Genomic DNA, 22711 nt, shown 5'->3' with positions numbered 1-22711 from the left:
TGCCGGCGCCGACCAGAGGCCGGCGCCGGCAGGAGTACGCCATGACGCTAGGGGTGGCGGGCGGTCAGGACGCCGTACAGGTGGGGGTGGGCAGGCTGTTGGTGCCGTTCCAGGTCCCGAGGAACCCGAAGGTGGTACTGGCCCCCGTGCCGAGCGCCCCGTTGTGTGCGGCGTTCGTCGCGGTCACCGTCGCGCCGCTGGTGCTGACGGTCGCCTCCCAGGACTGGTTGACCGTCTGGCCGTTGGCGTACGTCCAGTTGACCCGCCAGCCGGTGATCGGTTCCGAGCCGGCGGTGACCCGTACGCTGGCCTGGAATCCGCCGGTCCACTGGCCGACGACGCTGTAGGCCGCCGTACACGTCCGGCCCGAGGCCGGTGGGGTGGTCGCCGGCGGGGTCGGCGGCCTGGTGGTGGCCGGCGGAGTCGTCGGCGGGTTGGTCGGCCCGCCGGAGCCCCAGCCGCCGGTGGTGTCCAGCCACGCCGCCCGCTGGAACATCCAGTCCCGCATGAACTGCACCTGTCCCTGCCAGGTCGGCGAGGTCGGGGTGATGAACGGGCCGAGCATCCGGGTGCTGAGGTTCGGCCAGCGCTGGAAGTTTCGTTGCGCGGCGGCGGTCAGCGGGGCGGTCAGCCGGTCGATCCGGGCCTGGAGTTGGGCGTTGGAGAGTACCCCCTGGCGGAGCTGCTGCCAGCGGGCCCTGACCCGGTCGACGAAGGCCGGGTCCTGGAGCAGCCGCTGGAACCAGTCGTTCGCGCTCGGGGTGCGGGTCTGCTGGTGCTGCCAGCCGGCGATCTGGTCGTTCTGGAAGTATCCGCCCACCCCGAAGGTCAGGTCGAAGTCCCAGAGCGGACCGGCGACGATCTTGCCGTCCCGGTCCTTGTGGAAGTACGCGCTCCGCAGGTAGGCGTCCATGCCCCGGCTCAGCTCGTTGACGATGAGCTGGTCGACGAAGGAGTCCACGTCGATGAAGCTCGAATAGCCGGTCACCGGATCGGCGAACCCGGGACTGCGCAACAGATCGTGAAACTGCTGGAGGTGCTGGCGCAGCCACTCGGCCTGCGCCGGTTGCAGCGGGTCGGGGTCGACCACCTCCAGGTAGTGCCAGCAGGTGGCGTCGGCGCCCTGGCAGGGCAGGGTCGGCTCCTCCGCCGCCATCCACTCGAACTTGAAGATGTATCCGCCGGTCAGTTTGGGCAGCGTGGTGTCGTCCTCGTCGAGCTGCTTCAGGTCGAGCCGGTTCTTCGAGTTCTTGATGGTCTCGATGATCAGATAGACCCCGAGGTAGTCGTTCGCGGCCACCGGCTGCGCGTCGGTGTTCACGTACACCTCGGCGAAGGCGAAGCGCGGGGCGTGCAGGCCCATGTCCTGGCCCAGGCCGTGCATGAAGGCGTCCCGGATCAGTGCCTTGTCGGAGTACGGCCCGCGCAGCACCCAGTCGGAGTCGGCCGGCATGCCCAGCAGCGGCAGATCGGCGTCGTCGTCGGCGTTGTCCCGCAGCTCCAGCCGGTACGGCGTCTTCGGGAACATCGCACTGGACTGTCCGCGTAGGTGGAAGCCACCCCGGCTGACCAGGCTCGGTGCGGCGGAGAGCGAGGTCGCCCCGTTCACCGGCGAGAACTGCATGACGGCGGTGTCGAGGTACTCCCGCCCCGGAGCGCCGGCCCCGTACGCGTCCAGCAGCAGGACCGGCAGGTCGTGGCTGGTGTTCACCGCTCGGGCGACGTACATGGCGGTGCCGGGTGCGCCGGTGGGAGCGCCGTTCAGGTACGCCTGGGCCCGGAGCTGCGTGGTGCGGGTGAACCTCAGCGGCGTGCCGGAGTACACCGGCGAGCTGGCGCCGGGCGGCTGGCCGTCGGTGGAGTACCGGACCTCCGCCCCGCTCACCGTGCTGCCCAGCGCGACCGAGACCTCGCCCTGGAAGGTGCCGCTCGGCACCGAGAAGGTGATGTCACCGGTCGGGTCCGCCTGGGCCTCCGCCGCCGCGTCGGTGGAGCTGTGCACCGGTCCGGCGGCCGCCCCGCCGTTCTGGGCCGCCGTGCCCCGGGCGACCGAGACCGGACGGTCGGGTCCGTCGTCCCGCCCCGGGGCGGGGCCGGCCGCCGGACCCATCGCCGCGGCGACCAGGACGCCCGCCAGGTAGTAGCCGAGTGTGCGCATTCCTACTCCGTTCCAGAGCTGTTCGGGGGACGGACCGCGCTCGCCACGAGGCTGAGACCGGATCGGTCGACGTCGAAATGGGACCGGTGGCCGTCGGTGGCCCCGGTGAAGGCGAAGTGCCGGCGCAGCGTGCGGCGCCAGGGTGCCGACGGCAGGTCCGGCCGGAGCGCGGCCATCCCGGTGGCGTACTTGGAGATCCTGACCGGCCGGTGGCCCCGCGCCCAGAGCAGGCGGTCCACGCAGGATGCGGTCGAACCGGTCTTGGTCTCGACCACCGCCAGCCCCGGTAGCTGGAGCGGGCCGGTGTCGCCCTCCCAGGCCAGCTCGGTGTCGATGGTCACCCGGCTCACCGTGGCCGCGAGGAAGAGCGTGCTGCGTCGGTACCGCGTGACGAGGACCGGGGCGAAGACCCGGCCGCCGACCTCGATCGACTCCCTTGCGAGTACGTCGTCGACGAACTGCCGCCCGAGGGTGAGGCTCCGTTCGTGGTCCGGCCGGTACGGCAGCCGGTCCTTCACGGTGTTGCCCCTGCGGCCGCGCGTCTTCACCTCGAGCCAGCATTCCGCCGAGTCGAGATAGGTCCGGGTGCGTACCTTGAACCGGCGGCGCCGGCGCTGGGCGGTGAGCAGATAGCTGGTCAGTTCCGGGGTGTCGAAGTAGACCGAGCGGTAGTTGAAGCAGCGGCGTCCGTCGATCTCCAGGGCCAGGGTGTCCAGATCGAGCTGGGCGACGACGGCCCGCGCCTCGGTGACTGGCAGCACGTACTTGCGGTCCACCCGGGTCTGCAACGCGGCGCGTTCGGTGAGTTCGTCCAGTCCGATCGGTTTCAGGTGTGCGGGCGGGGCACAGTCGACGGCGATGGTCATCGCGGCACCCCACCGGTGGCCACCGGGACGTTCCGGACCGCTTGCCGCACCGAGGGGTGCGAGTACCGCACGTCCACCAGGGTGGTGTCGTTGACCAGGTCGAGGCGCTGGACGCTGGCCGAGTGCACCCGGGCGCCGAGCTTCTGTTCGAGATAGGCGACCAGCGCGAGGTGGTCGGTGATGGCCGAGTCGAGGAACATGCTCTGCCGCCGGTAGTTACGGAACAGCCGGGGGTGGTCGCCGACGAACATCACCACGAGGATCAGGGCCATCATGGTCGGGACCTGCCACGCCGGACCGCCGCCGAGGGCGGAGAGGATGCCGAGCGCCAGCGCCGAGAAGTAGTACGCCACCTCGTGCTGGTCGAGCTCGGTGGAGCGGAGCCGGATGATGGAGAGCACCCCGAAGAGCGCCAGACCGAGACCCAGACCGGTACCGGCGCTGCTGGTGCTGAGCGAACTCGCCACCGCCATCACCCCGATGTTGACGCCGAGGTACGCGGCGACCAGGTCTCGGCGCCGGTGGCGTGGGAAGTAGAGCCCGAACACGAGCAGGGTCACTGCGACGATGTCCGCCGCAAAGAGGGCGAGTGGGGGCATGGGTCCTGTCCTCCTGGATATCATCCGGTGGCCGGTGGGTAAACGGACGCCGACTACCAGGTTACATCGAGAGACATCGATCCCTAGTGCTCGCCATCGCTAACAGCTTGTAACAGGTTTTATTTACAACTGTCTATCTTAGGTGCGGCGGTGCGCGCAGCCGACGACGGCGGCTCCCGCCCGGTGATCCGGGCGGGAGCCGCCACAGGTGTGCACACCGGCCCGGCCGGGCCGGTGTGGGCGGGGCCCGCCCCGCGCCCGGCGCCCCCCCCCGGGGGGCCCCCCCCCCCCCCCCGCCACAGGTGTGCACACCGGCCCGGCCGGGCCGGTGTGCCTCGCGTCACACCGAGCCGAAGACCGCCAGCCCTGGCAGCGCGCGGTCGCCGTAGTCGAAGAGCGCCTGGTTCTCCCAGCCGTTGCCCGAGGACGGGTTGGTCGGATCCCAGCCGTTGCCGGGCACCGCCGTCCAGGTGGGCTCCCAGTAGAAGACGCCGAGGCCCCGCCCGTTCGGCACCGAGCGGACCACGTCGAATACCGCCCGTAGCGCGTCGGCCTGGCCCTGCGGAGTGGCCGGATAGCCGCCGGCGGACTGCAACGAGGAGTTGAAGATGTTCGGCTCGCTGTCGTCGGCGTTCAGGGTGAAGCCGTACGCGGTCTCGGCGACCACCACCGGCCGGCCGTACCGGGAGGCCAGGTCGTTGAGGTTGGCCTGGAGACCGGCCAGCGAGCCGTGCCAGTAGAGGTAGTGCGACACCCCGATCACGTCGAACGGCACTCCCCGGGAGGTGGCCTGGTCGAACCACCAACGGTGCTGCGAGTTGTTGCCGCCCTCGGCCAGGTGCAGCATCACCTGGGTCGAGCTGTTCACCGCCTTCACCGCGTTGCTGCCGGCGGTGAGCAGGGCGGCCAGGTTGGCCCAGTTGTTGCTGCGCCCGTCCGGCCAGAGCATGCCGTCGTTGATCTCGTTGCCGACCTGCACCATGTCGGCCGTCGTACCCTGCGCCTTCAGTGCGTTCAGCACGTCGTACGTGTGGTTGTAGACCGCGTCCCGGAGCTGGCTGAAGCTGTAGCCGCTCCAGGCGGCGGGCTTGTTCTGCTTGCCCGGGTCGGCCCAGCTGTCCGAGTAGTGGAAGTCGACCAGCAGCCGCATCCCCTGGGCCTTGATCCGGCTGGCCATGGTCAGCACCCGGGCCCGGTTGTTGTAGCCGTCGGCCGGGTTGACCCAGACCTTCAGCCGGGCGTAGTTGACCCCGTTGCTGGTGAGCAGTTGCAGCGGGTCCCGCTGGGTGCCGGCGGCGTCCCGGTAGACGCCGCCCCGGTCCTGGCTCTTGAGCAGGGTGGAGATGTCGACACCGCGGATCGAGATGCTGCCACCCGGATTGCCGGTGCCACCGCCGGTGAACTCGACGTCGTCCACGTTGATCCAGTTTCCGGCCCGGGCGTCGGAGACCACCACGGCGGTGCACTGCCCGCTGCTGACCTGGGCGGTCACCGAGATCTGGGTCCAGTTCGACGCGGCCGGGATGGTGACCCGCTGCTCGGCGCCGCCGCAGTTGCGCAGCGCCAGGTACGCCGCGACCTGGCCGCCGCCGGAGCGCACCCAGGCCCGCAACGTGTACGACCCGGCGCCGAGCCCGGTGAGCTGCTGGTAGGTCTCGACCCGGTAGGCGCCGGAGGCCCAGTGCGCCAACTGGTAGTTGCCGGACCGCCCGCCGGCCTCGGTGAAGCTGGCGCTTTGCTGCCCGGAGCCGGACGACTCGGACCAGCCCGCCGGGCTCTGGCCGGCGCCGGACGACTCGAAGCCCGGGTTGGTGATGGTGGCAGCGGCGCGGACGGGGCTCGGGGCAGGGCCGGCGACCAGGCCGGCGGCGAGCAGTACGGCGCCGAGAGCGGCGGCTGCCGTACGGAGCGGATGGGACGGACCGCTCATGGGGTTTCCTTCCGTCGGGGGGATGGGTGGCCGGCGTACCCGCGCTGGTACGCCGGCCAGCCAGGTCGGTCGCCGTCCCGCCTCGGGTACGCCGGCCTACCTGGAGTTCATCGCGCGGCGCCGCCGAGTACCCGCAGTCCGGGCAGGGCCCGACCGGAGTTGTCGAAGAGCGCCTGGTTCTCCCAGCCGTCCCCGGAGGTCGGGTCGGCCGGATCCCAGCCGGCTCCGGCAACCGCGGTCCAGGTCGGTTCCCAGTAGAAGACGCCGAGCGCACCGGGTACGGCGGCGACGGTGCTGACCATGTCGCGGATCGCGTCGGCCTGACCCTCAGGGGTGGCCGGATAGCCGCCGACCTGTTGCAGCGAGGAGTTGAAGATGTTGGTCTCGTGGTCGTGCTCGGCCAGCGTGAAGCCGTACCCGGTCTCCACCACCATCACCGGCCGGCCGTACCGGCTGGTCAGGTCGAGGAGGTTGGCCTGGAGCGATCCGAGCGGGCCGTGCCAGTACGTGTAGTGCGAGACGGCGATCAGGTCGAACGGCACGCCCCGGTTCACCGCGTTGTCGAACCACCACCGGTGGGCGCCGTTGTCGCCGCCCTCGGCCAGGTGCAGCGCGACCCGGCTGCGCGGCGAGGCGTCGGTGACCGCGGTGCTGGCGGCGGTGAGCAGCGTCGCCAGCCCGTCCCAGTTGTCCCAGCGCCCGTCCGGCCAGAGCATCCCGCCGTTGATCTCGTTGCCGACCTGCACCATGTCGGCCGGGGTGCCCTGCCGGCGCAGGCTGGACACCACGTCGTAGGTGTGGTCGTAGAGCGCCTGCCGGAGCTGGTCGAAGGGCAGTTCGGCCCAGGCGGCCGGCTTGAACTGCTTGCCCGGGTCGGCCCAGGTGTCCGAGTAGTGGAAGTCGACCAGCAGGCCCATGCCGAGCGCCTTGGCCCGGCGCGCCTTGGCCAGCACGTCCGCCTTGTCGCTGAACCCGTCGGCCGGGTCCACCCAGACCTTCACCCGGGCGTAGTTGACGCCGTTGTCCCGCAGGATCCGCAGCGCGTCCCCGGGCCGCCCGGTGCGATCCCGGTAGACCGCGCCGTGGTGCTCGTTCTTGGTCAGGTGCGAGACGTCGGCTCCGGCGATCCGCAGCGCGGGGGCACCGGCCGGCCGGGTGGCCGGGCGCAGCGTCAGGTCGTCGAAGTGCGCCCAGTCCCCGGCGTTGCCGTCCGAGACGAGCGCGACGGTGCAGCGGCCGGTGCTGACCCGGGTGGTGAGGGACACCTCCACCCACCACTCGGCGCCGGTGCGGGGCAGGTCGACCCGCCGGCCCGGTCCGCCGCAGCCGGTGAGCGAGACGTACGCGTCGCGCTGGCCGCCGCTGGCGCGTACCGAGACCCGGAGGGTGTGGTCGCCCCGGCGCAGCCCGGTGAGCCGCTGGTACGTCTGGACCCGGTACGGCTGGTCGGCCCGGTGGGTGAGCCGGTTCGCCCCGGTACGGCCGCCCGGCTCCACGACGCTGGCGGAGCGCTGACCGCGTACCGACCAGCCGGTCGGCGAGCCGTCGGCGCCGGTGACCTCGAAGCCCGGGTTCACCACCGGCGGTGCGGTGCCGGAGCCGGCCGCCGCCGGTCGACCGAGATCGGGTACGACCAGGACCGCGACGAGCGCGAGCGTCCCGAGGGCGATCTTCCTGTGTTGCATCAGTCGACGTTCCTCCTTGACAAACGCCGAGGCGACACCGGTCGCCCAGGCTACGGGCTGGGAGCGCTCACAGGCACGACATGCCCTTGTTGAACTGGAATAACAAGCGATCTCGTCGCGGGTTTGAGAGAGGCTGTTGTGAGCGCTCACGGAACCATCACCGTCGATGGATGTCAAGAGGCCACCAGGCCTCTCCGCCCGGTCAGGCGCGCAGCGCGCGTACCCCGCCGGCCGGTATCCGGCACACGCCCGGCTGGAAGCTGCCGTCGAGCAGGTCGGTGCCGGTGGCCGCCAACTCCACCTCCCGGTCCGTGTGGTTGATCGCGATCAGGAACCGGCTGCCGTCGGCACCGGCCCGGCGGACCAGTTCGACGCCCTCGGGCACCCCGTCCGGCGGGACCAGACCGGCGTCCCGGTACGCCGCCCGGAGCACCGGGGCGAGGCCGGCGGCGGTGAGCCGGGTGGAGACGTACCAGGCGTGGCCGGCACCGAGGGTGTGCCGGGTGACCGCCGGCCCGCCGGCCGCCGGACCGTCCAGATAGCTCAGTACCGGCGTGGCGCCCTGCGGTACCACCACCTCGGCCCAGACGTCCCCGGTGACCTCCGCGCCGGCCCGGGCCGGGTCGGCGTCGACCGCCGCCAGCCGGACAGTCTCGCCCGAGCGCAGTGGCAGGAACTCCTCCACGGTCAACCCGAGCAGCTCGCGCAGCGCCCCCGGGTGCCCACCGGGATGGATGGCGTCGTCCGCGTCCACGATCCCGGAGAAGTACGAGACCAGCAGCGTCCCGCCGCCCGCGACGTACCGGCGCAGGTTCTCGGCCGCGGCCGGCGTCGTCAGATAGAGGCTCGGTACGACCACCAGCCGGTAGCCGTCGAGCGCCCGCTCCGGGTGGGCGAAGTCCACGCTGAGCCGGTCCCGCCAGAGCCGCTCGTAGTAGGCCGCCATCCGCTCCCGGTAGTCCAGGTCGACCGAGGGCCGCCAGTCCAGCTCCACAGCCCACCAGGACTCCCAGTCCCACAGCACCGCGACGTCGGCGACCACCCGGGTGCCGCGCAGCGGTTCGAGGCTGGGCAGGTCGGCGCCGAGCGCCACCACCTCGCGCCAGATCCGGGTGTCGGTGCCGCCGTGCGGCAGCATCGCGCTGTGGAACTTCTCGGCGCCGAACCGGGACGCCCGCCACTGGAAGAAGAGCGCCGACTCGGCGCCGCGGGCCAGGTGGGACAGGCTGTTGCGGCGCAGCTCACCGGGGCGCTTGGCGATGTTGCGGGGCTGCCAGTTCACCGCCGAGGTGGCGTGCTCCATCAAGAGCCAGGGGCGGCCACCGGCGACCGCCCGGGTCAGGTCGGCGCACATCGCCAGCTCGATGTGGTTGTCCGGCTCCTCGGCCCGCAGGTAGTGGTCGTTGGAGACCACGTCCACCTCGGCGGCCCAGCGCCAGTAGTCGATCGTCTTGCAGTTGGCGATCATGAAGTTGGTGGTCACCGGCACGCCGGGGGAGAGCCGGTGCAGGATGTCCCGCTCCCGCCGGAAGTTGCCCAGGTGCGCGTCGGAGGAGAAGCGCAGGAAGTCGAGCTGCTGGGTCGGGTTGACCGAGGTCGGTGCGTGCGACGGCGGCTCGATCTCGGCCCAGTCGGCGTACCGCTGCCCCCAGAAGGTGGTGCCCCAGGCCGTGTTGAGCCGGTCCAGGTCGTCGCCGTACCGGTCGCGCAGCCAGTCCCGGAACGCCTCCGCCGAGGTGGCGCAGTAGCAGAGCGCGTTGGCGCCGCCGTACTCGTTGTGCGAGTGCCAGAGCACCAGCGCCGGGTGGTCGGCGTAGCGGCGGGCGAGCTGCTCGGTGATCCGCGCGCTGGCTTCGGCGTACGCGGGTGAGCTGGGGCAGAACGACTGCCGCGCACCCCCGCCCAGTGCTAGGCCGTGCCGGTCGACGAGCCGGGCCTGCGGATGCCGGCGGCGGAACCAGGCCGGCGGTACGGCCGTCGGGGTGGCCAGGTCGACGCCGATCCCGCCGTCGTGCAGCAGGTCGAGCAGCCGGTCGAACCAGCCGAACTCGAACTGCCCCTCGGCCGGTTCCAGCAGGGCCCAGGCGAAGATCCCGACGCTGACCAGGTTCACCCCGGCGACCCGCATCAACTCGACGTCCTCGGCCCAGACGGATTCCGGCCACTGCTCGGGGTTGTAGTCGCCGCCGTACGCCAGGCGGGCCAGCCGGGGCAGCGGCCCGGCCCGACCGGCGGAGTCCTCGGCGGCCACCAGGAGTTGCGGGGTCTGACTCATGCGAGATCTCCGAACTGTGCGCGCTCCCAACCGTAGTGCGCATGATTGCACACGGATCTACAAGGTGAACAAGTGCGAAAACGTGTCTTGACATGATCGATCGAGGGTCCAAGACTGTGAGCGCTCCCAGTTGTTTCTGGTCGATCACCAACCGATGACACCACGGAAACTGAGAGGTTGAGATGTCCCGTACGCTCGGCGCGAAGATCCTGGCGGTGGCTCTCGGCGCCAGCCTGGTCGCTGCCTGCACCTCCACATCGGACGATGACCCGGCGGAGCCGACCGGCCCGGTCGAATTGACCTTCTGGTCCTGGACGCCCAACATCGAGAAGCTGGTCGACCGGTGGAACGCCGACAACCCGGAGACCAAGGTGACGCTCAGCAGGCAGGCCGGCGGTGGCGACATCGTCACCAAGCTGCTCACCGCGGCCAAGGCGGGCAACCCGCCCGACCTCGCCCAGGTCGAATACCAGGCGTTGCCCACCCTGGTCAGCAACGACGTGCTGGCCGACATCGCCGAGCAGGCCAGGCCGCTGCAGGAGAAGTTCTCCGAGGGTACCTGGCGGCAGGTGACCCTCGGCACCGACGCGGTCTACGCGGTCCCGCAGGACGCTGCGCCGATGATGCTCTACTACCGCGCCGACCTGTTCGGACAGTTCGGGCTGACCGTGCCGAAGACCTGGCAGGAGTTCGCGCAGACCGCCCGTACGCTGCGCGGCAAGAGCAAGAGACACTTCCTCACCACCTTCTCGGCGAACGACCCGGGCTGGTTCGCCGGGCTGGCCCAGCAGGCCGGCGCGAACTGGTGGGGGATCGACGGCGAGTCCTGGCGGGTCACCGTCAACGACGCCGGCACGAAGAAAGTCGCCGACTACTGGGGCGGGCTGGTCGCCGAGGGCGTGGTCGACGGCAAGCCGATGTACACCCCGGAGTGGAACAAGTCCCTCAACGACGGCACCCTGCTGGCCTGGCCGAGCGCGGTCTGGGCCCCCGGCGTACTGGTCGGCAACGCGCCGGCCACCAAGGGCAAGTGGGCGATGGCCCCGCTGCCGCAGTGGAGCGCCGGGGAGAACCGGACCGGCAACTGGGGCGGCTCCTCCACCGGGGTCACCGCGGCCTCGAAGCACAGGGCGGCGGCGGTCCGCTTCGCCACCTGGCTGAACACCGACCCGGCCGCCACCACCATGTTGGTCCGGGAGTGCGCGGTCTATCCGGCCGCCCGGGACGCCCAGTCCGGGCCGGCACTGGCCTCGCCGCCGGACTTCTTCGCCAACCAGACCGACTTCTATCCGCTGGCCAAGCAGATCGCCGACACCGCTGCCGGGGTCACCTGGGGACCGAACGTCAACGTCACCTACGAGGCCTACCAGGACGCGTTCGGCAAGGCGATCACCGCCAAGACACCCTTCGGCGCGGCGGTGGACGCGATGCAGACCGCAACCGTGGACGACATGCGCAAGAACGGCTTCACCATCGCCGGCTGACCACTGAACCTTTTTCAACCTCCCCTCGCGGTCCGTCGTGGCCGCAGGCGGAAGTCGGGGCGCACACGCCGTGCGGTCCAGGTTGAAAAAGGTTCACCGGGCAGGCGTCAGCGACCGGCCGACCGAACGGAGAGTCGATGCCAACGGCCACCCCCGGGGTGCGCCGCCGGGGAAGGCGTACGGGCATCCCGTACGTCTTCCTCGCCCCGGCGGTGATCCTGTTCCTCGCCTTCTTCCTCGCCCCGATCGGGTACGCCGGATACCTGAGCCTGCGCAAGGTCCGGATCTCCGGGTTGGGGCTCGGCCGGGGCTCCCGGACCGAGGTCTTCGCCGGGCTGGAGAACTACCGCAACGCGGTGACCGACTCCGAACTCTGGTCCGGCGCGCTGCGGGTGCTCGGCTACGGCGCACTGCTGGTGCCGACCATGCTGGGGCTGGCGCTGCTCTTCGCCCTGCTGCTGGACCGGCCCCGGGCCCGGCTCGCACAGTTCAGCCGTACCGCGATCTTCCTGCCGTACGCGGTGCCGGCGGTGATCGCCAGCCTGCTCTGGGGCTTCCTCTACCTGCCGGCGACCAGTCCGCTCAACGACCTGCTGGCCCGGTTCGGCCTGCCCGAGCCGGACCTGCTCGGCACCGATGCGGTCTTCTACGCGGTGGTCAACATCGCGCTCTGGGGCGGCGTCGGCTTCAACATGATCGTGCTCTACACGGCGCTCCGGGCGATCCCACCGGAGCTGTACGAGTCGGCCCGGCTCGACGGCTGCTCCGAGATCCAGGTCGCGCTCCGGATCAAGATCCCGCTGCTCACCCCGGCCCTGGTGATGACCACGCTGTTCACCGTGATCGCCACGGTGCAGGTGTTCAGCGAGCCGATGACGCTCGCCCCGATGACCAACTCGATCTCGTCGACCTGGACGCCGCTGATGAAGGTCTACCGTGACGCGTTCGCCACCGACGACCGGTACGCCGCCGCGGCCACCTCGGTGCTGATCGCCGCGATCACCCTGCTCCTCTCGCTGGGCTTCCTGCGCCTGGTGCAGCGGCGGGCCTTCGGACAGGAGCAGTGAGATGGCCGACACCGTCACCGCCGCCCGGGCCACCGCCGCCGGGCGGACGGCACCACCAGCGCGGGCCGGCACGGGCGGCCCGCGCGAGGGCCGGATCGCCCGGCTGGTGCCGACCGCGATCCTGCTGATCGGGGCGTTCTACTGCCTGCTGCCGGTGGCCTGGGTGCTGGTCGCCGCCAGCAAGGACGCCGCCACCCTCTTCACCAGCTCCACCTTCGCCCCCGGCGACGCGCTGGTCGGCAACCTGACCGACCTGTCGACGTACCGGGACGGGCTGTTCTGGCGGTGGATGCTGAACACCCTGCTCTACGCCGGGGTCGGGGCCGCACTCTCCGCCGCGGTTTCCGGGCTGAGCGGTTACACCCTGGCGAAGTTCCGGTTCCCCGGCCGGTCGGTGGTGTTCAACGTACTGCTGGCCGGGGTGCTGGTGCCGCAGATCACGCTGGCCGTACCGCAGTACCTGCTGCTGGCGAAGGTGGGGCTGACCGACACGTACTGGTCGGTGCTGCTGCCCAGCATCGTCAGTCCGTACGGCATCTACCTGGCCCGGATCTATGCCGCGGCGGCGGTGCCGGACTCGGTGGTCGAGGCGGCCCGGGTGGACGGGGCGAGCGAGTTCGGCATCTTCCGCCGGGTGGCGCTGCCGATGATGGTGCCCGGCCTGATCACCGTCTTCCTGCTCCAGTTCGTGGCGATCTGGAACAACTTCCTGCTGCCGTTCATCATGCTCGCCAACGACGAGAGGTTCCCGGTGACGCTGGGCCTCTACACGCTGCTCAACCAGGGAAACACCCAGCCGGCGCTCTACCGGCTGGTGATCGCCGGTGCGCTGCTGTCGATCATCCCGCTGGTGGTGCTCTTCCTGTCGCTGCAACGCTACTGGCGGATCGACCTGCTCTCCGGCGCGACCAAGGCGTAGCCACCGGATGGGGAAGGGGGCGAGCTGTGTCACAAGGTCCGGTGCCGCCGCCGGGTGCCGGCGCGGGGACAATGACAGGGTGACCGCGCCTGACCGCAGCCGTACCCGCCGGACGAGGCCCCGCCCGACCATGGACGACGTGGCGGCGGTGGCCGGGGTCTCCCGGGGCACCGTCTCCCGGGTGCTCAACGGCGGGCACAACGTCAGCGGCCCGGCCCTGGACGCGGTCCGGCGGGCGATCCGCAAGACCGGGTACGTGCTCAACCAGCACGCCCGGAGCCTGGTTACCCAGCGCTCGGACTCGGTGGCGTTCATTCTCTCCGAACCGCAGGACCGGCTCTTCGAGGACCCGAACTTCAACATCCTGCTCCGGTGCTGCACCCAGGAGCTGGCCGAGCACGACATCACGCTGCTGCTGACGATCGCCGGCACCTCCGAGGACCGAAAGCGGGTCGGCCGGTACGTCACCGCCGGCCACGTGGACGGCGCACTGGTGATCTCCAACCACGCCGGCAGCCCGCTGCTGGACGAGCTGGACGAGCGGGGCCTGCCCTTCGTCGCCGTCGGCCGCCCGCTCGGCCACGACTCCGACGTCAGCTACGTCGCCGCCGACGACCGGGGCGGGGCGCGGCAGATGGTCAGCTACCTGCGGTCCCGGGGGCACCGGAGGATCGGCACCATCACCGGCCCGCTGGACACCTCCGGCGGGGTGGACCGGCTCGCCGGCTACCACGACGTGCTGGGCGAGACCGATCCCCGGCTGGTGGTGGCCGGCGACTACACCCACGACGGCGGCGAGGCGGCGATGGAGCGGCTGCTGCGCCAGGCGCCCGAGCTGGACGCCGTCTTCGTCAGCTCGGACCTGATGGCCACCGGCGCGATCGCCGCGCTGCGCCGGGCCGGCAAGCGGGTGCCCGAGGACGTCGCGGTCGGCGGCTTCGACGACTCCAAGGTCGCCACCACCTCCGTACCGCGGCTCACCACGATCCGGCAGCCGTGGGCCCGGATCAGCGCCGAGATGGTCCGGCTGCTCCTCGGGCACCTGGCCGGCGACTCGCACGCCGCGGTCATCCTCCCCACCGAACTGGTGGTCCGGGAGTCCGCGTAACGGCCGGGATGTCCGGACCCGCCCGGGGCGGGCGCGGTGATCCGGCCCGTTCCCCGGCCGATGATCTGGCACGCTGGAGGGCGTGCTGATGGTGCCGGTACGCCAGCTCGGAGAGGCCGAACGCGGCGCGGTGGAGCGGATCCTCGACCTCGACCCCTTCGCCGCCGCACAGGTGGCCGAGCGGGTCGCCGCGAACGGCCTGTCCTGGTGGCGGGCGGACGGCCGGGTGCTCGGCTACGGCAGCCGGGACAAGCTCGAATCGGTCTGCTGGCTGGGCGGCCAGGTCACCCCGGTCTGCGCCGGCCGACCCGCGATCGCCGCCTTCGCCGAGGCGCTCGGTGCCGAGGAACGCACCTGCTCGTCGATCGTCGGGCGGGCCGACGGGGTGCTCGGGCTCTGGGAGCGGCTCTCCGGGCGGTGGGGGCCGGCCCGGGACGTACGCCCGAACCAGCCGCTGCTGGCGACCGGGGCGGCGCCGCAGGTGGCGCCGGACCCGGACGTGCACCCGGTGCGGGCGGGTGAGATCGACGCCCTCTTTCCGGCCGCGGTGGCGATGTACACCGAGGAGGTCGGGGTGTCGCCGCTGGCCGAGGACGGCGGGCGGGCGTACCGGCAGCGGGTGGCCGAGCTGGTCCGGGCCCGCCGGGCGTACGCACGGATCGTCGACGGCCAAGTGATCTTCAAAGCCGAGCTGGCGGTCGTCACCCGGCGCACCGCGCAGATCCAGGGGGTCTGGGTCGATCCGGCCTGGCGGGGGCGGGGGATCGGCGTCGCCGCGATGGCGGCGGTGGTCCGGGACGCGCTGGCCCGGGTCGCCCCGACGGTGAGTCTCTACGTCAACGACTACAACGCCCCGGCCCGGCGGGTCTACGAGCGCTGCGGATTCCGTTCGGTCGGCACCTTCGCCACCGTGCTGTTCTGAAGCGCTCACCAGGCCCGGAGGTACTGCTCCGGGGTGTGCACGGCGGCGCCGAGCCGGTCCGCCGCGCGGCGCGGCCAGTACGGGTCGCGCAGCAGTTCCCGGCCGAGCATAACCAGGTCGGCGTCGCCGGTCGCGACGATCGCCTCGGCGTGCTCCGGCTCGCTGATCAGCCCGACCGCGCCGGTCGGCACCCCGGCATCCCGGCGGACCTGGGCGGCCAGCGGCACCTGGTAGCCGGGACCGAGCGGGATCTCGGCCTCCGGCACGCCGCCGCCGGACGAGCAGTCCACCAGGTCGGCGCCGGCCTCGGCGAGCAGCTTGGCCAGCAGCACGCTGTCGGCCGGGGTCCAGCCGCCCGGCACCCAGTCGGTGGCCGAGATCCGGACCAGCACCGGTACGTCGTCGCCGACCGCGGCCCGGACCGCCCGGGTCACCTCCAGGGCGAACCGGCTCCGGGCGGCCAGGTCGCCGCCGTAGGAATCGGTGCGGAAGTTGACCAGCGGGGAGAGGAACTCGTGCAGCAGGTAGCCGTGTGCGGCGTGGATCTCGACCGCCCGGAACCCGGCGTCCAACGCCCTCGCGGCGGCCCGCCCGAACGCCTCGACCACCCGCGCGATGCCGGCCCGGTCCAGTGCCTCCGGCGTCCGGTACGCCGGCAGGAACGGGTCGGTGCCCGGGCCGACCGGGGTCCAGCCGCCCTCGTCGTCCGGCACTCCGCCCTTGGTCGGGGACCAGGGCCAGTAGGTGGAAGCCTTGCGGCCGGCGTGTGCGAGCTGCACGGTCGGCACCGCGCCGGCTCCGGCGACGATCGCGGTGATCGGCCGCCAGGCGTCGACGTGGGCGTCCGACCAGAGCCCGGTGTCCCGGGGACTGATCCGGCCCTCCGGTACGACGGCGGTGGCCTCGCTGATCACCAGCCCGACCCCGCCCACCGCCCGGGATCCGAGGTGGATCCGGTGCCAGTCGGTGGGCAGCCCGTCCGGGCCCGCCGAGTACTGGCACATCGGCGACATCACGATCCGGTTCGGCAAGGTCAGACCACGCAGCGTCAACGGGCTGAACAGCACACTCATCCTCGCCCCTCCCCGCGCCCCGGTGGGCGCCCAGACTGATCGCGCCCCGGCAGGCACCGGACAGGTCGGCGCCGTGGCGGGCGCAGGAACGGATCGTGGTCTCCCACTGCCCCTCCAGGGGTAGCGGAAGACCACGATCAACCTAGCGTCAGGCCGGTTGCGGGGTCGGGTTGAGGTCTCGGGCCGGAGGTTCGGCCGGAGGCTCCTCGTCCAGCAGTTCGCGCCGGCCGGCGGCGTCGTACGCGGCCCGGTCCAGTACGCCCTCCCGGGCGGCGACCACGGTCGGCACCAGCGCCTGTCCGGCGACGTTGGTGGCGGTGCGGATCATGTCCAGGATCGGGTCGATGGCGAGCAGCAGGCCCGCCCCGGCCAGCGGCAGGCCCAGCGTGCTCAGGGTCAGGGTGAGCATCACCAGCGCCCCGGTCAGCCCGGCGGTGGCGGCCGAGCCGACCACCGAGACGAAGGCGATCAGCAGGTAGTCGAGCGGGCTCAGGCTGACCCCGAAGACCTGGGCGACGAAGATCGCGGCGAGCGCCGGGTAGACCGCCGCGCAGCCGTCCATCTTGGTGGTGGCGCCGAACGGCACGGCGAACGAGGCGTACTCGCGCGGCACGCCGATCCGCTCCACCGAGCGCTGGGTCACCGGCATGGTGCCGACCGAGGAGCGGGAGACGAAGGCCAGCTCGATCGCGGGCCAGGTGCCGGCGTAGAAGCGCAGCGGGTTGAGCTTGCCGGCGACGATCAGCACCAGCGGGTAGACCACCAGCAGCACGATCGCGCAGCCGACGTAGACCGCGGTGGTGAACTTTGCCAGCGGCGCCAGCAGGTCCCACCCGTACGCCTCGACGGCGTGGCCGATCAGGCCGAGGGTGCCGATCGGGGCGAGCCGGATCAGCCACCAGAGCGCCTTCTGGGTGATCGCCAGCAGTGCCTTGTTGAAGTTGACGAACGGCTCGGCCGCCGCCCCGACCAGCAGCGACGCGATCCCGGCGACCACGGCCAGGAAGACGATCTGGAGCACGTTGTTCTCGACGAACGCCCCGACCGGGTTCTCCGGGATGATCCCGGTGAGGAAGTCGGTCCACGAGCCGGTCCGCTCGGGTGCCTTGGCCCCGGCGACGTCCAGGGTGACGCCCCGGCCCGGATTGGTCAGCAGGCCCAGCCCGATGCCGACGGCGACCGCGATCAGCGCGGTGATGCCGAACCAGAGCAGGGTCTTCAGCGCCAGCCGGGCGGCATTCGCCACACCGCGCAGGCTGACCACGCTGACCACCAGGGCGGTGAAGACCAGCGGGGGCACGGCGAGCCGGAGCAGTTGGACGAAGATGCTGCCGATTTCGTCGAGGGTGGTGCCGAGCCAGGAGATGTCGGCGGCCCGGGCCAGATAGCCGAGCGCGATGCCGAGGACCAGACCGGCGAGGATCTGTGCGGAAAACGGAATCTTGCGAATGGTGGAGATCGCGGAAGTCATAGACGGAATCCCTACGTCTGGATCCGGCGCGGCGGCGTGGTGGCCGGGGCTACGCCGGACTGGCGGACTGCGGTCGGCGGAGACGCCTCAGCCGCGACAACAGCCGCTGGCCTGTAGTCGGAGGTCGACATACAGGCGCACGGTCAGGAACCAGACATTGGTCATCGTCAAGAGACGATACGACGCCGGAGCCGGTAATGAAAGGACGGATCTTCGTGAGGCGCCTTACAGTTGTCGCCTGGGGCGTCTCGTCGGCGGCGCGTCTCGTTCCCGGCCGACCAGTGAACCTTCTTCAACCTCCCCTCGCGGTCCGACAGACCGCAAGGTCGGACGCGGTGCGTGGGCGCCGCGCGGTTCAGGCTGAAAAAGGTTCAGCGCGGCGGGTGCCCGGGCCAGCCCGAGGGTCAGCGCGGTGACGACTCCCCAGGCGGCCAGGTCGAGCAGGAGCAGCCGCTCCACCGCGCCCATCAGGACGCTCCGGCCGACCAGCAGCAGGGTGAGCCCGGCGACCGCCGACAGCGGCAGCGCTACCGCGGCGGCGGACACCGAGATCCGGCGCAGCGGCCGGGCCACCCCGGTCGTCCCGGCCACCGCCAGCATCGCGAAGACCGTGCCGGCCACCGCCGCGATGCTGGCGCCGCCGTGCACCAGGTCGGCCAGGGTCACCCGGTCGAAGGGTGGCAGCGGGCAGGCGGCCCGGCAACTCACCCCGGCCGAGACCACCGTGGCGACCGCGCTCGCCGCCAGCAGCCCGGTCGCCAGCCGCAACACGGCGGGCAGGGCCGCGCCGAGCAACACCTGGCCGGCGGCGGTGGCCAGCAGGCCGATCCGGTACGCCCAGATGGTCGTACTGTCCGACGCGCCGGCCTCGCTGACGTACGAGGTGAGTTCCGGGGCCGGTCCGGCGAAGACGGCGAGCGCCACCGCAGCGGTGCCGAGCAGGGCGCAGGCCGCAGCGGCGAGCGCCACGGCGGGCCGGTACGCGGCCGTCACCTCCGGGCGGGTCACCTCCGGGTGCGGCGGGGGCGGGACGGGTGGCCGGTCCGGCGGCGGGACCGCCCGGCCGGTCGGACGACCGGGCCATCGACGTCGGTCTCCCGGAGGAGCGGTGCCTGCGCCATGCGGCCAAACCTATCCCGCCACCGTACAGCCGGTAGAAGATCCGCTGGACAGGCCCTAAAGTGTGGGTCGATCACCACGACCCCGCCGGGTTCGTCGGCGCTGCCTGCCGGGTGCAGGTCGTGGCCGACCAGCCCCTGCACGGGCCGGAGTGACGAGCTGAGGCGGACATGCGACTTCCGGACGGGCTACCTTCGGACATCGATCTGACCAGGCCCAGCGCCGCCCGGGTCTACGACTACTTCCTCGGCGGCGCGCACAACTTCGAGATCGACCGGCAACTCGCCGAGCAGATCGCGGGCATGACACCGAACCTTGCCGAGACGATGCGGGCCGGCCGGGCGTTCCTGCGCCGGGGCGTACGGATGCTGGTCGGCGAGGGCATCGACCAGTTCCTCGACATCGGCTCCGGCATACCCACGGTCGGCAACGTGCACGAGGTGGCCCAGGGGCTCGACCCGACCGCCCGGATCGCGTACGTAGACATCGACCCGGTGGCGGTGGCGCACAGCCGGTCGATCCTGGCCGGCAACGAGTACACCGGGGTGATCCACGCCGACCTGCGGGAGCCGGAACGGATCCTGGCCGAGGCCGAGAAGCTGGGCGTGATCGACTTCAGCCGTCCGGTCGCCGTACTGCTGGCCGGGGTGGTGCACTTCGTCCCCGACGCGGACGACCCGCAGCAGATCCTGGCCGCCCTGCGCGCCGGCACGGTGCCCGGCAGCTATCTGCTGCTCTCGCACTCGACCTACGAGGACCAGCCCCCGGAGATGCTGGACGCGCAGCGCCTCTCCGCCCGGACCTCGACCGAGATCACGCTCCGCTCCCGGGCCGAGATCACCGCGTTCTTCGGCGACTTCACCCTGGTCGAGCCGGGCGTGGTGCACATGCCGCTGTGGCGACCCGACGAGCCCACCGACCCGGGAGAGCATCCGGAGCGGCTCGGCGCGTTCGGCGGTGTGGGCCGGCACGACCGCGGCGCGGGCTAGCGGTGTCGACCTCCGAGCCGCCGGTCTCCGACTCCGAGTTCGACCGGTCCGGCGCGCACCGGTACGCGGAACGCTGGGCGCGGGAAGTGGCCCGGTGCGGCTTCGTGGCGACGAGTACGGCCGAGAACCAGCGGTTGCTGCTCGCGCACACCGTACGACTCGCCGAGGCGCTGCTGGCCGAACCCTTCACCCCGCGGCCCGGGTATGACGTCGGCCAGGCCCTGGTCGACGCCCACCTGACCGAGCCGGGCGTGCTGGACTGGTCGGTACGCGCCCTCGGCGAGCGGTTCCGTGCCCTCGTCCTGCCCACCCTGCCCGAGCCGGCGGCGGCACCCCGGGTCGCCGCCCTCCAGGGCGCCCTCTCGGCGGGATTCGCCGGTGCGCTGCGCCGGCGGACACTCAGCCAGCAGGAGCGGATCGCCCAGGCCGCCTGGGAGGCACGGGACCGGGTCGAGCGGGCGCTGCGGGACAGCGAGGCACGGTTCCGGGCCGTCTTCGTCGACGCCGCGATCGGGATCGGCATCGCGGACGTCAACGGGCAGATCATCGACGTCAACCGGGCCTTCGCCGAGCTGCTCGGCTACTCCGTCGCCGAGCTGCGTGAGATCAACGTGGCCGCGCTGTTCCACCCCGACGACGCGGCCGGGATGTGGGAGCTGTACCAGGAGCTGATCGAGGGCAAGCAGGACGCCGTACGGGTGGAGAAGCGCTACTACCGCAAGGACGGCAGCGCGGTCTGGACAGATCTCGCGGTCTCGCTGATCCGGCACGACGACGGGCGGCCCCGGTTCACCGTGGCGATGGTGGAGGACATCACCGAACGGCACGAGCTGCAGCAGCGGTTGCGCTACCAGGCGTCGCACGACCCGCTGACCGGGCTGCCGAACCGTACCCTCTTCTTCGACCGACTCGGCGAGGTCTTCGCCACCGGCGGGCCGGACGACCGGGTCGGGATCTGCTTCCTGGACCTCGACGGCTTCAAGGCGGTCAACGACAGTCTCGGGCACGACCTCGGCGACAACCTGCTGGTCACCGTGGCCCGGCGGCTCGCCGACTGCGTGGCCGAGCAGGGGTACCTGGTCGCCCGGATGGGCGGCGACGAGTTCGTGATCCTGATCGACCACAACGCCGGCTGCCGGGCGGTCAAGGCGGTGGCCGACCTGGCGCTGGCGGCGGTCGCCGAGCCGGTGCAGGTCGGCGAGCACAAGCTGTCGGTCTCGGCCAGCATCGGCGTGGTCTCCGGGCCGCTCGCCACCACCTCGGTGGCCGAGCTGATGAAGGCCGCCGACGTCACCCTCTACTGGGCCAAGGCCGAGGGCCGGAGCCGGTGGGTGAGCTACGACCCGGCGCGGCGGGCCCGGGAGCAGACCCGGTCGGCCCTGGTCGCCGGCATGTCGGCGGCGCTGCACCGGGGCGAGTTCATGGTCGAGTACCAGCCGATCGTGACCCTGGCCGACGAGGCGATCTGCGCGGTGGAGGCGCTGGTCCGGTGGCGGCATCCGGAGCTGGGGCTGCTCGGCCCGGACGAGTTCATCGGGCTGGCCGAGGAGACCGGGCTGATCGTCGAACTCGGTCGCTGGGTGCTGGCCCGGGCCTGCGAGGCGGCCAGCCGGTGGCACCGGGAGTTCCCCGACGCCCGGCTGGTGATCAGCGTGAACCTGGCCGCTCGGCAGGCCCGCGACCCGGGCATCGTCGGCACGGTCTCCGAGGTGCTGCGCCAGACGGAGCTCCCGGCCGACCTGCTGCAACTCGAACTGACCGAGAGCGCGGTGATGGCCACCGCGGGCGAGCCGCTGCCCGCGCTGCGCCGGCTGGCCGCCCTCGGGGTACGGCTCGCGATCGACGACTTCGGCACCGGCTACTCCAACCTGGCGTACCTGCGCCGGCTGCCGATCCACAACCTCAAGCTCGCCGGCCCGTTCGTCGAGGGGATCCGGTCCAGCGACCGGCAGGGCCTGGTGGACGGGCGGATCGTCGACGCGCTGGTGCGGCTGGCCCACGCCCTCGGGTTGACCGTCACCGCCGAGGCGGTGGAGACGCTCGGCCAGGCGGACCAGCTCCGGGCGCTGGGCTGTGACGCCGCCCAGGGGCGTTACTTCGCGGCGCCGGCTCCGGAGGGCGAGATCACCAAGTGGCTGTCCGCCCGCGCGCAGCGGCGACGGCAGGGTGTCGCCTGACGCCGGGTGGCGGGTGCGGCGGGACCGGTGCCGGTAGGGCACCCTGGAGGCGTGGACCTAACCGACACCGAGTCTGTGGTGACCCTGCTGTGTGGCGTGACGATCCTGATCGGCGTCTGCGGGGTGATCGTGCCGATCATCCCCGGGCTGATCCTGTGCTGGCTGGGCGTGGTGGTCTGGTCGTTCTTCGGCGACGGCGAGGGGTACGGCCGCTGGGTGGTACTCGGCCTGGCCACCGCGATCACGCTGCTCGGCACCACCATCAAGTACCTGTGGCCGGGGCGGAACCTGAAGCGCAGCGGGGTGCCGACGATGTCCCTGCTCGCCGGGGGCGTACTCGGGCTGGTCGGGTTCTTCGTGGTGCCGGTGGTCGGGCTGGTGCTCGGCTTCGTACTCGGGCTCTGGCTCGCCGAACTGGCCCGGCTCGGTGACGCGAAGCAGGCCTGGCCGTCCACCCGGCACGCGCTGTCGGCGGTCGGGCTCGCCCTGCTGGTCGAGTTGGCCGCCGCGCTCGGCATCACCGCCGTCTGGCTGGTCGGCCTCGTCCTCACCTGAGGCGTGGCGGGACGGCTCAGAATCGTCGTCGTCGTCGCCGCCGGTCGGTGCGGTGCGGCGGCGCGGGGCGGGCGCTGGCACGACCTGCGTCGTACCCGATGAGAGAGGTGACCGCGCCCCGCGCCGCCGCGGGAAGCCGGGTTGTCCGAGAACCCGGCGTCGGGCCCCGGGCGGGGCCCAACGGGCCGGCGGTGCCGGACCGGCGCGCCGAGATCGCGCGCGATGCCGTCCGGTCAGGCCAGCGACCCGGCACGCCGGCGTCGGCGGCGAGCGGTGTGCGATGCCTGCCATGTCATACCTCAGATCATGCTGCC

17 protein-coding genes are annotated in these 22711 nt (G+C 71.9%); 8 read left to right on the top strand and 9 right to left on the bottom strand.

What is annotated here, in order from left to right:
- Positions 1-64: 64 nt before the first annotated feature.
- The 6 genes from R6Y94_RS09090 to R6Y94_RS09065 all read right to left on the bottom strand — a co-directional run bounded on the left by R6Y94_RS09090 (position 65) and on the right by R6Y94_RS09065 (position 9513).
- The gene (locus tag R6Y94_RS09090) at positions 65-2158 is read right to left on the bottom strand and encodes a CotH kinase family protein (protein WP_318395348.1); all 2094 of its coding nucleotides are present in this window, start codon (positions 2156-2158) and stop codon (positions 65-67) included.
- Positions 2159-2160: 2 nt separating this feature from the next.
- Positions 2161-3024 carry a polyphosphate polymerase domain-containing protein gene (locus tag R6Y94_RS09085; protein WP_318395347.1) on the bottom strand — a complete coding sequence of 288 codons (864 nt, stop codon included), beginning with the start codon at positions 3022-3024 and terminating at the stop codon, positions 2161-2163.
- Positions 3021-3623, bottom strand: a complete 603-nt coding sequence (locus R6Y94_RS09080; RefSeq protein WP_318395346.1) for a DUF4956 domain-containing protein — start codon at positions 3621-3623, stop codon at positions 3021-3023. Before R6Y94_RS09080 ends, R6Y94_RS09085 begins: the two co-directional genes overlap by 4 nt.
- Before the next feature lie 340 nt (positions 3624-3963).
- Complete coding sequence (locus R6Y94_RS09075) at positions 3964-5553, bottom strand: arabinogalactan endo-1,4-beta-galactosidase (protein WP_318395345.1); 1590 nt, start codon at positions 5551-5553, stop codon at positions 3964-3966.
- A 107-nt stretch (positions 5554-5660) separates the two neighbouring features.
- The gene (locus R6Y94_RS09070) at positions 5661-7238 is read right to left on the bottom strand and encodes an arabinogalactan endo-1,4-beta-galactosidase (protein WP_318395344.1); all 1578 of its coding nucleotides are present in this window, start codon (positions 7236-7238) and stop codon (positions 5661-5663) included.
- 202 nt (positions 7239-7440) lie between these two features.
- The gene (locus R6Y94_RS09065) at positions 7441-9513 is read right to left on the bottom strand and encodes a beta-galactosidase (protein ID WP_318395343.1); all 2073 of its coding nucleotides are present in this window, start codon (positions 9511-9513) and stop codon (positions 7441-7443) included.
- Positions 9514-9695: 182 nt separating this feature from the next.
- On the opposite strand from R6Y94_RS09065, the gene R6Y94_RS09060 reads away from it, so the two are divergent.
- The 5 genes from R6Y94_RS09060 (at position 9696) to R6Y94_RS09040 (ending at position 15013) form a co-directional block, all read left to right on the top strand.
- Positions 9696-10997 carry an ABC transporter substrate-binding protein gene (locus R6Y94_RS09060; protein WP_318395342.1) on the top strand — a complete coding sequence of 434 codons (1302 nt, stop codon included), beginning with the start codon at positions 9696-9698 and terminating at the stop codon, positions 10995-10997.
- 137 nt (positions 10998-11134) lie between these two features.
- A complete protein-coding gene (locus R6Y94_RS09055; RefSeq protein ID WP_318395341.1) occupies positions 11135-12064 on the top strand; it encodes a sugar ABC transporter permease in 930 nt (309 codons plus the stop codon).
- A gap of 1 nt (position 12065) precedes the next feature.
- Entirely contained in the window at positions 12066-12983 is a 918-nt protein-coding gene (locus R6Y94_RS09050; RefSeq protein WP_318395340.1) for a carbohydrate ABC transporter permease, read from the top strand.
- A gap of 79 nt (positions 12984-13062) precedes the next feature.
- Positions 13063-14091, top strand: a complete 1029-nt coding sequence (locus R6Y94_RS09045) for a LacI family DNA-binding transcriptional regulator (protein WP_318395339.1) — start codon at positions 13063-13065, stop codon at positions 14089-14091.
- 82 nt (positions 14092-14173) lie between these two features.
- On the top strand, positions 14174-15013 hold the full coding sequence (locus R6Y94_RS09040; RefSeq protein WP_318395338.1) for a GNAT family N-acetyltransferase: 840 nt from the start codon (positions 14174-14176) through the stop codon (positions 15011-15013).
- 5 nt (positions 15014-15018) lie between these two features.
- On the opposite strand, the gene R6Y94_RS09035 is transcribed toward R6Y94_RS09040, so the two are convergent.
- From R6Y94_RS09035 to R6Y94_RS09025, 3 genes are all read right to left on the bottom strand, one after another.
- On the bottom strand, positions 15019-16086 hold the full coding sequence (locus tag R6Y94_RS09035; RefSeq protein WP_318395337.1) for an NADH:flavin oxidoreductase/NADH oxidase: 1068 nt from the start codon (positions 16084-16086) through the stop codon (positions 15019-15021).
- Positions 16087-16234: 148 nt separating this feature from the next.
- The gene (locus R6Y94_RS09030) at positions 16235-17536 is read right to left on the bottom strand and encodes a dicarboxylate/amino acid:cation symporter (protein WP_318395473.1); all 1302 of its coding nucleotides are present in this window, start codon (positions 17534-17536) and stop codon (positions 16235-16237) included.
- 246 nt (positions 17537-17782) lie between these two features.
- Positions 17783-18550, bottom strand: coding sequence for a DUF998 domain-containing protein (locus R6Y94_RS09025; protein WP_318395336.1), 768 nt, complete (start codon positions 18548-18550; stop codon positions 17783-17785).
- 296 nt (positions 18551-18846) lie between these two features.
- Between R6Y94_RS09025 and R6Y94_RS09020 the strand changes: the two genes are divergently transcribed.
- The 3 genes from R6Y94_RS09020 to R6Y94_RS09010 are packed head-to-tail and all read left to right on the top strand — an operon-like array spanning position 18847 to position 22397.
- On the top strand, positions 18847-19665 hold the full coding sequence (locus R6Y94_RS09020) for an SAM-dependent methyltransferase (protein WP_318395335.1): 819 nt from the start codon (positions 18847-18849) through the stop codon (positions 19663-19665).
- Between the two features lie 2 nt (positions 19666-19667).
- On the top strand, positions 19668-21842 hold the full coding sequence (locus R6Y94_RS09015; RefSeq protein ID WP_318395334.1) for a putative bifunctional diguanylate cyclase/phosphodiesterase: 2175 nt from the start codon (positions 19668-19670) through the stop codon (positions 21840-21842).
- 51 nt (positions 21843-21893) lie between these two features.
- On the top strand, positions 21894-22397 hold the full coding sequence (locus R6Y94_RS09010; RefSeq protein WP_318395333.1) for a DUF456 domain-containing protein: 504 nt from the start codon (positions 21894-21896) through the stop codon (positions 22395-22397).
- Positions 22398-22711 lie beyond the last annotated feature (314 nt).

The organism is Plantactinospora sp. KLBMP9567, from assembly GCF_033446045.1.
Taxonomy (GTDB): domain Bacteria; phylum Actinomycetota; class Actinomycetes; order Mycobacteriales; family Micromonosporaceae; genus Plantactinospora.
This window is presented reverse-complemented; position numbering and strand designations above follow the sequence as displayed.

Bases quoted from the DNA above. Each gene is read 5' to 3' on its own strand.
- R6Y94_RS09090 (WP_318395348.1), bottom strand. From the start codon at position 2,158: ATGCGCACACTCGGCTACTACCTGGCGGGCGTCCTGGTCGCCGCGGCG.
- R6Y94_RS09085 (WP_318395347.1), bottom strand. From the start codon at position 3,024: ATGACCATCGCCGTCGACTGTGCCCCGCCCGCACACCTGAAACCGATC.
- R6Y94_RS09080 (WP_318395346.1), bottom strand. From the start codon at position 3,623: ATGCCCCCACTCGCCCTCTTTGCGGCGGACATCGTCGCAGTGACCCTG.
- R6Y94_RS09075 (WP_318395345.1), bottom strand. From the start codon at position 5,553: ATGAGCGGTCCGTCCCATCCGCTCCGTACGGCAGCCGCCGCTCTCGGC.
- R6Y94_RS09070 (WP_318395344.1), bottom strand. From the start codon at position 7,238: ATGCAACACAGGAAGATCGCCCTCGGGACGCTCGCGCTCGTCGCGGTC.
- R6Y94_RS09065 (WP_318395343.1), bottom strand. From the start codon at position 9,513: ATGAGTCAGACCCCGCAACTCCTGGTGGCCGCCGAGGACTCCGCCGGT.
- R6Y94_RS09060 (WP_318395342.1), top strand. From the start codon at position 9,696: ATGTCCCGTACGCTCGGCGCGAAGATCCTGGCGGTGGCTCTCGGCGCC.
- R6Y94_RS09055 (WP_318395341.1), top strand. From the start codon at position 11,135: ATGCCAACGGCCACCCCCGGGGTGCGCCGCCGGGGAAGGCGTACGGGC.
- R6Y94_RS09050 (WP_318395340.1), top strand. From the start codon at position 12,066: ATGGCCGACACCGTCACCGCCGCCCGGGCCACCGCCGCCGGGCGGACG.
- R6Y94_RS09035 (WP_318395337.1), bottom strand. From the start codon at position 16,086: ATGAGTGTGCTGTTCAGCCCGTTGACGCTGCGTGGTCTGACCTTGCCG.
- R6Y94_RS09020 (WP_318395335.1), top strand. From the start codon at position 18,847: ATGCGACTTCCGGACGGGCTACCTTCGGACATCGATCTGACCAGGCCC.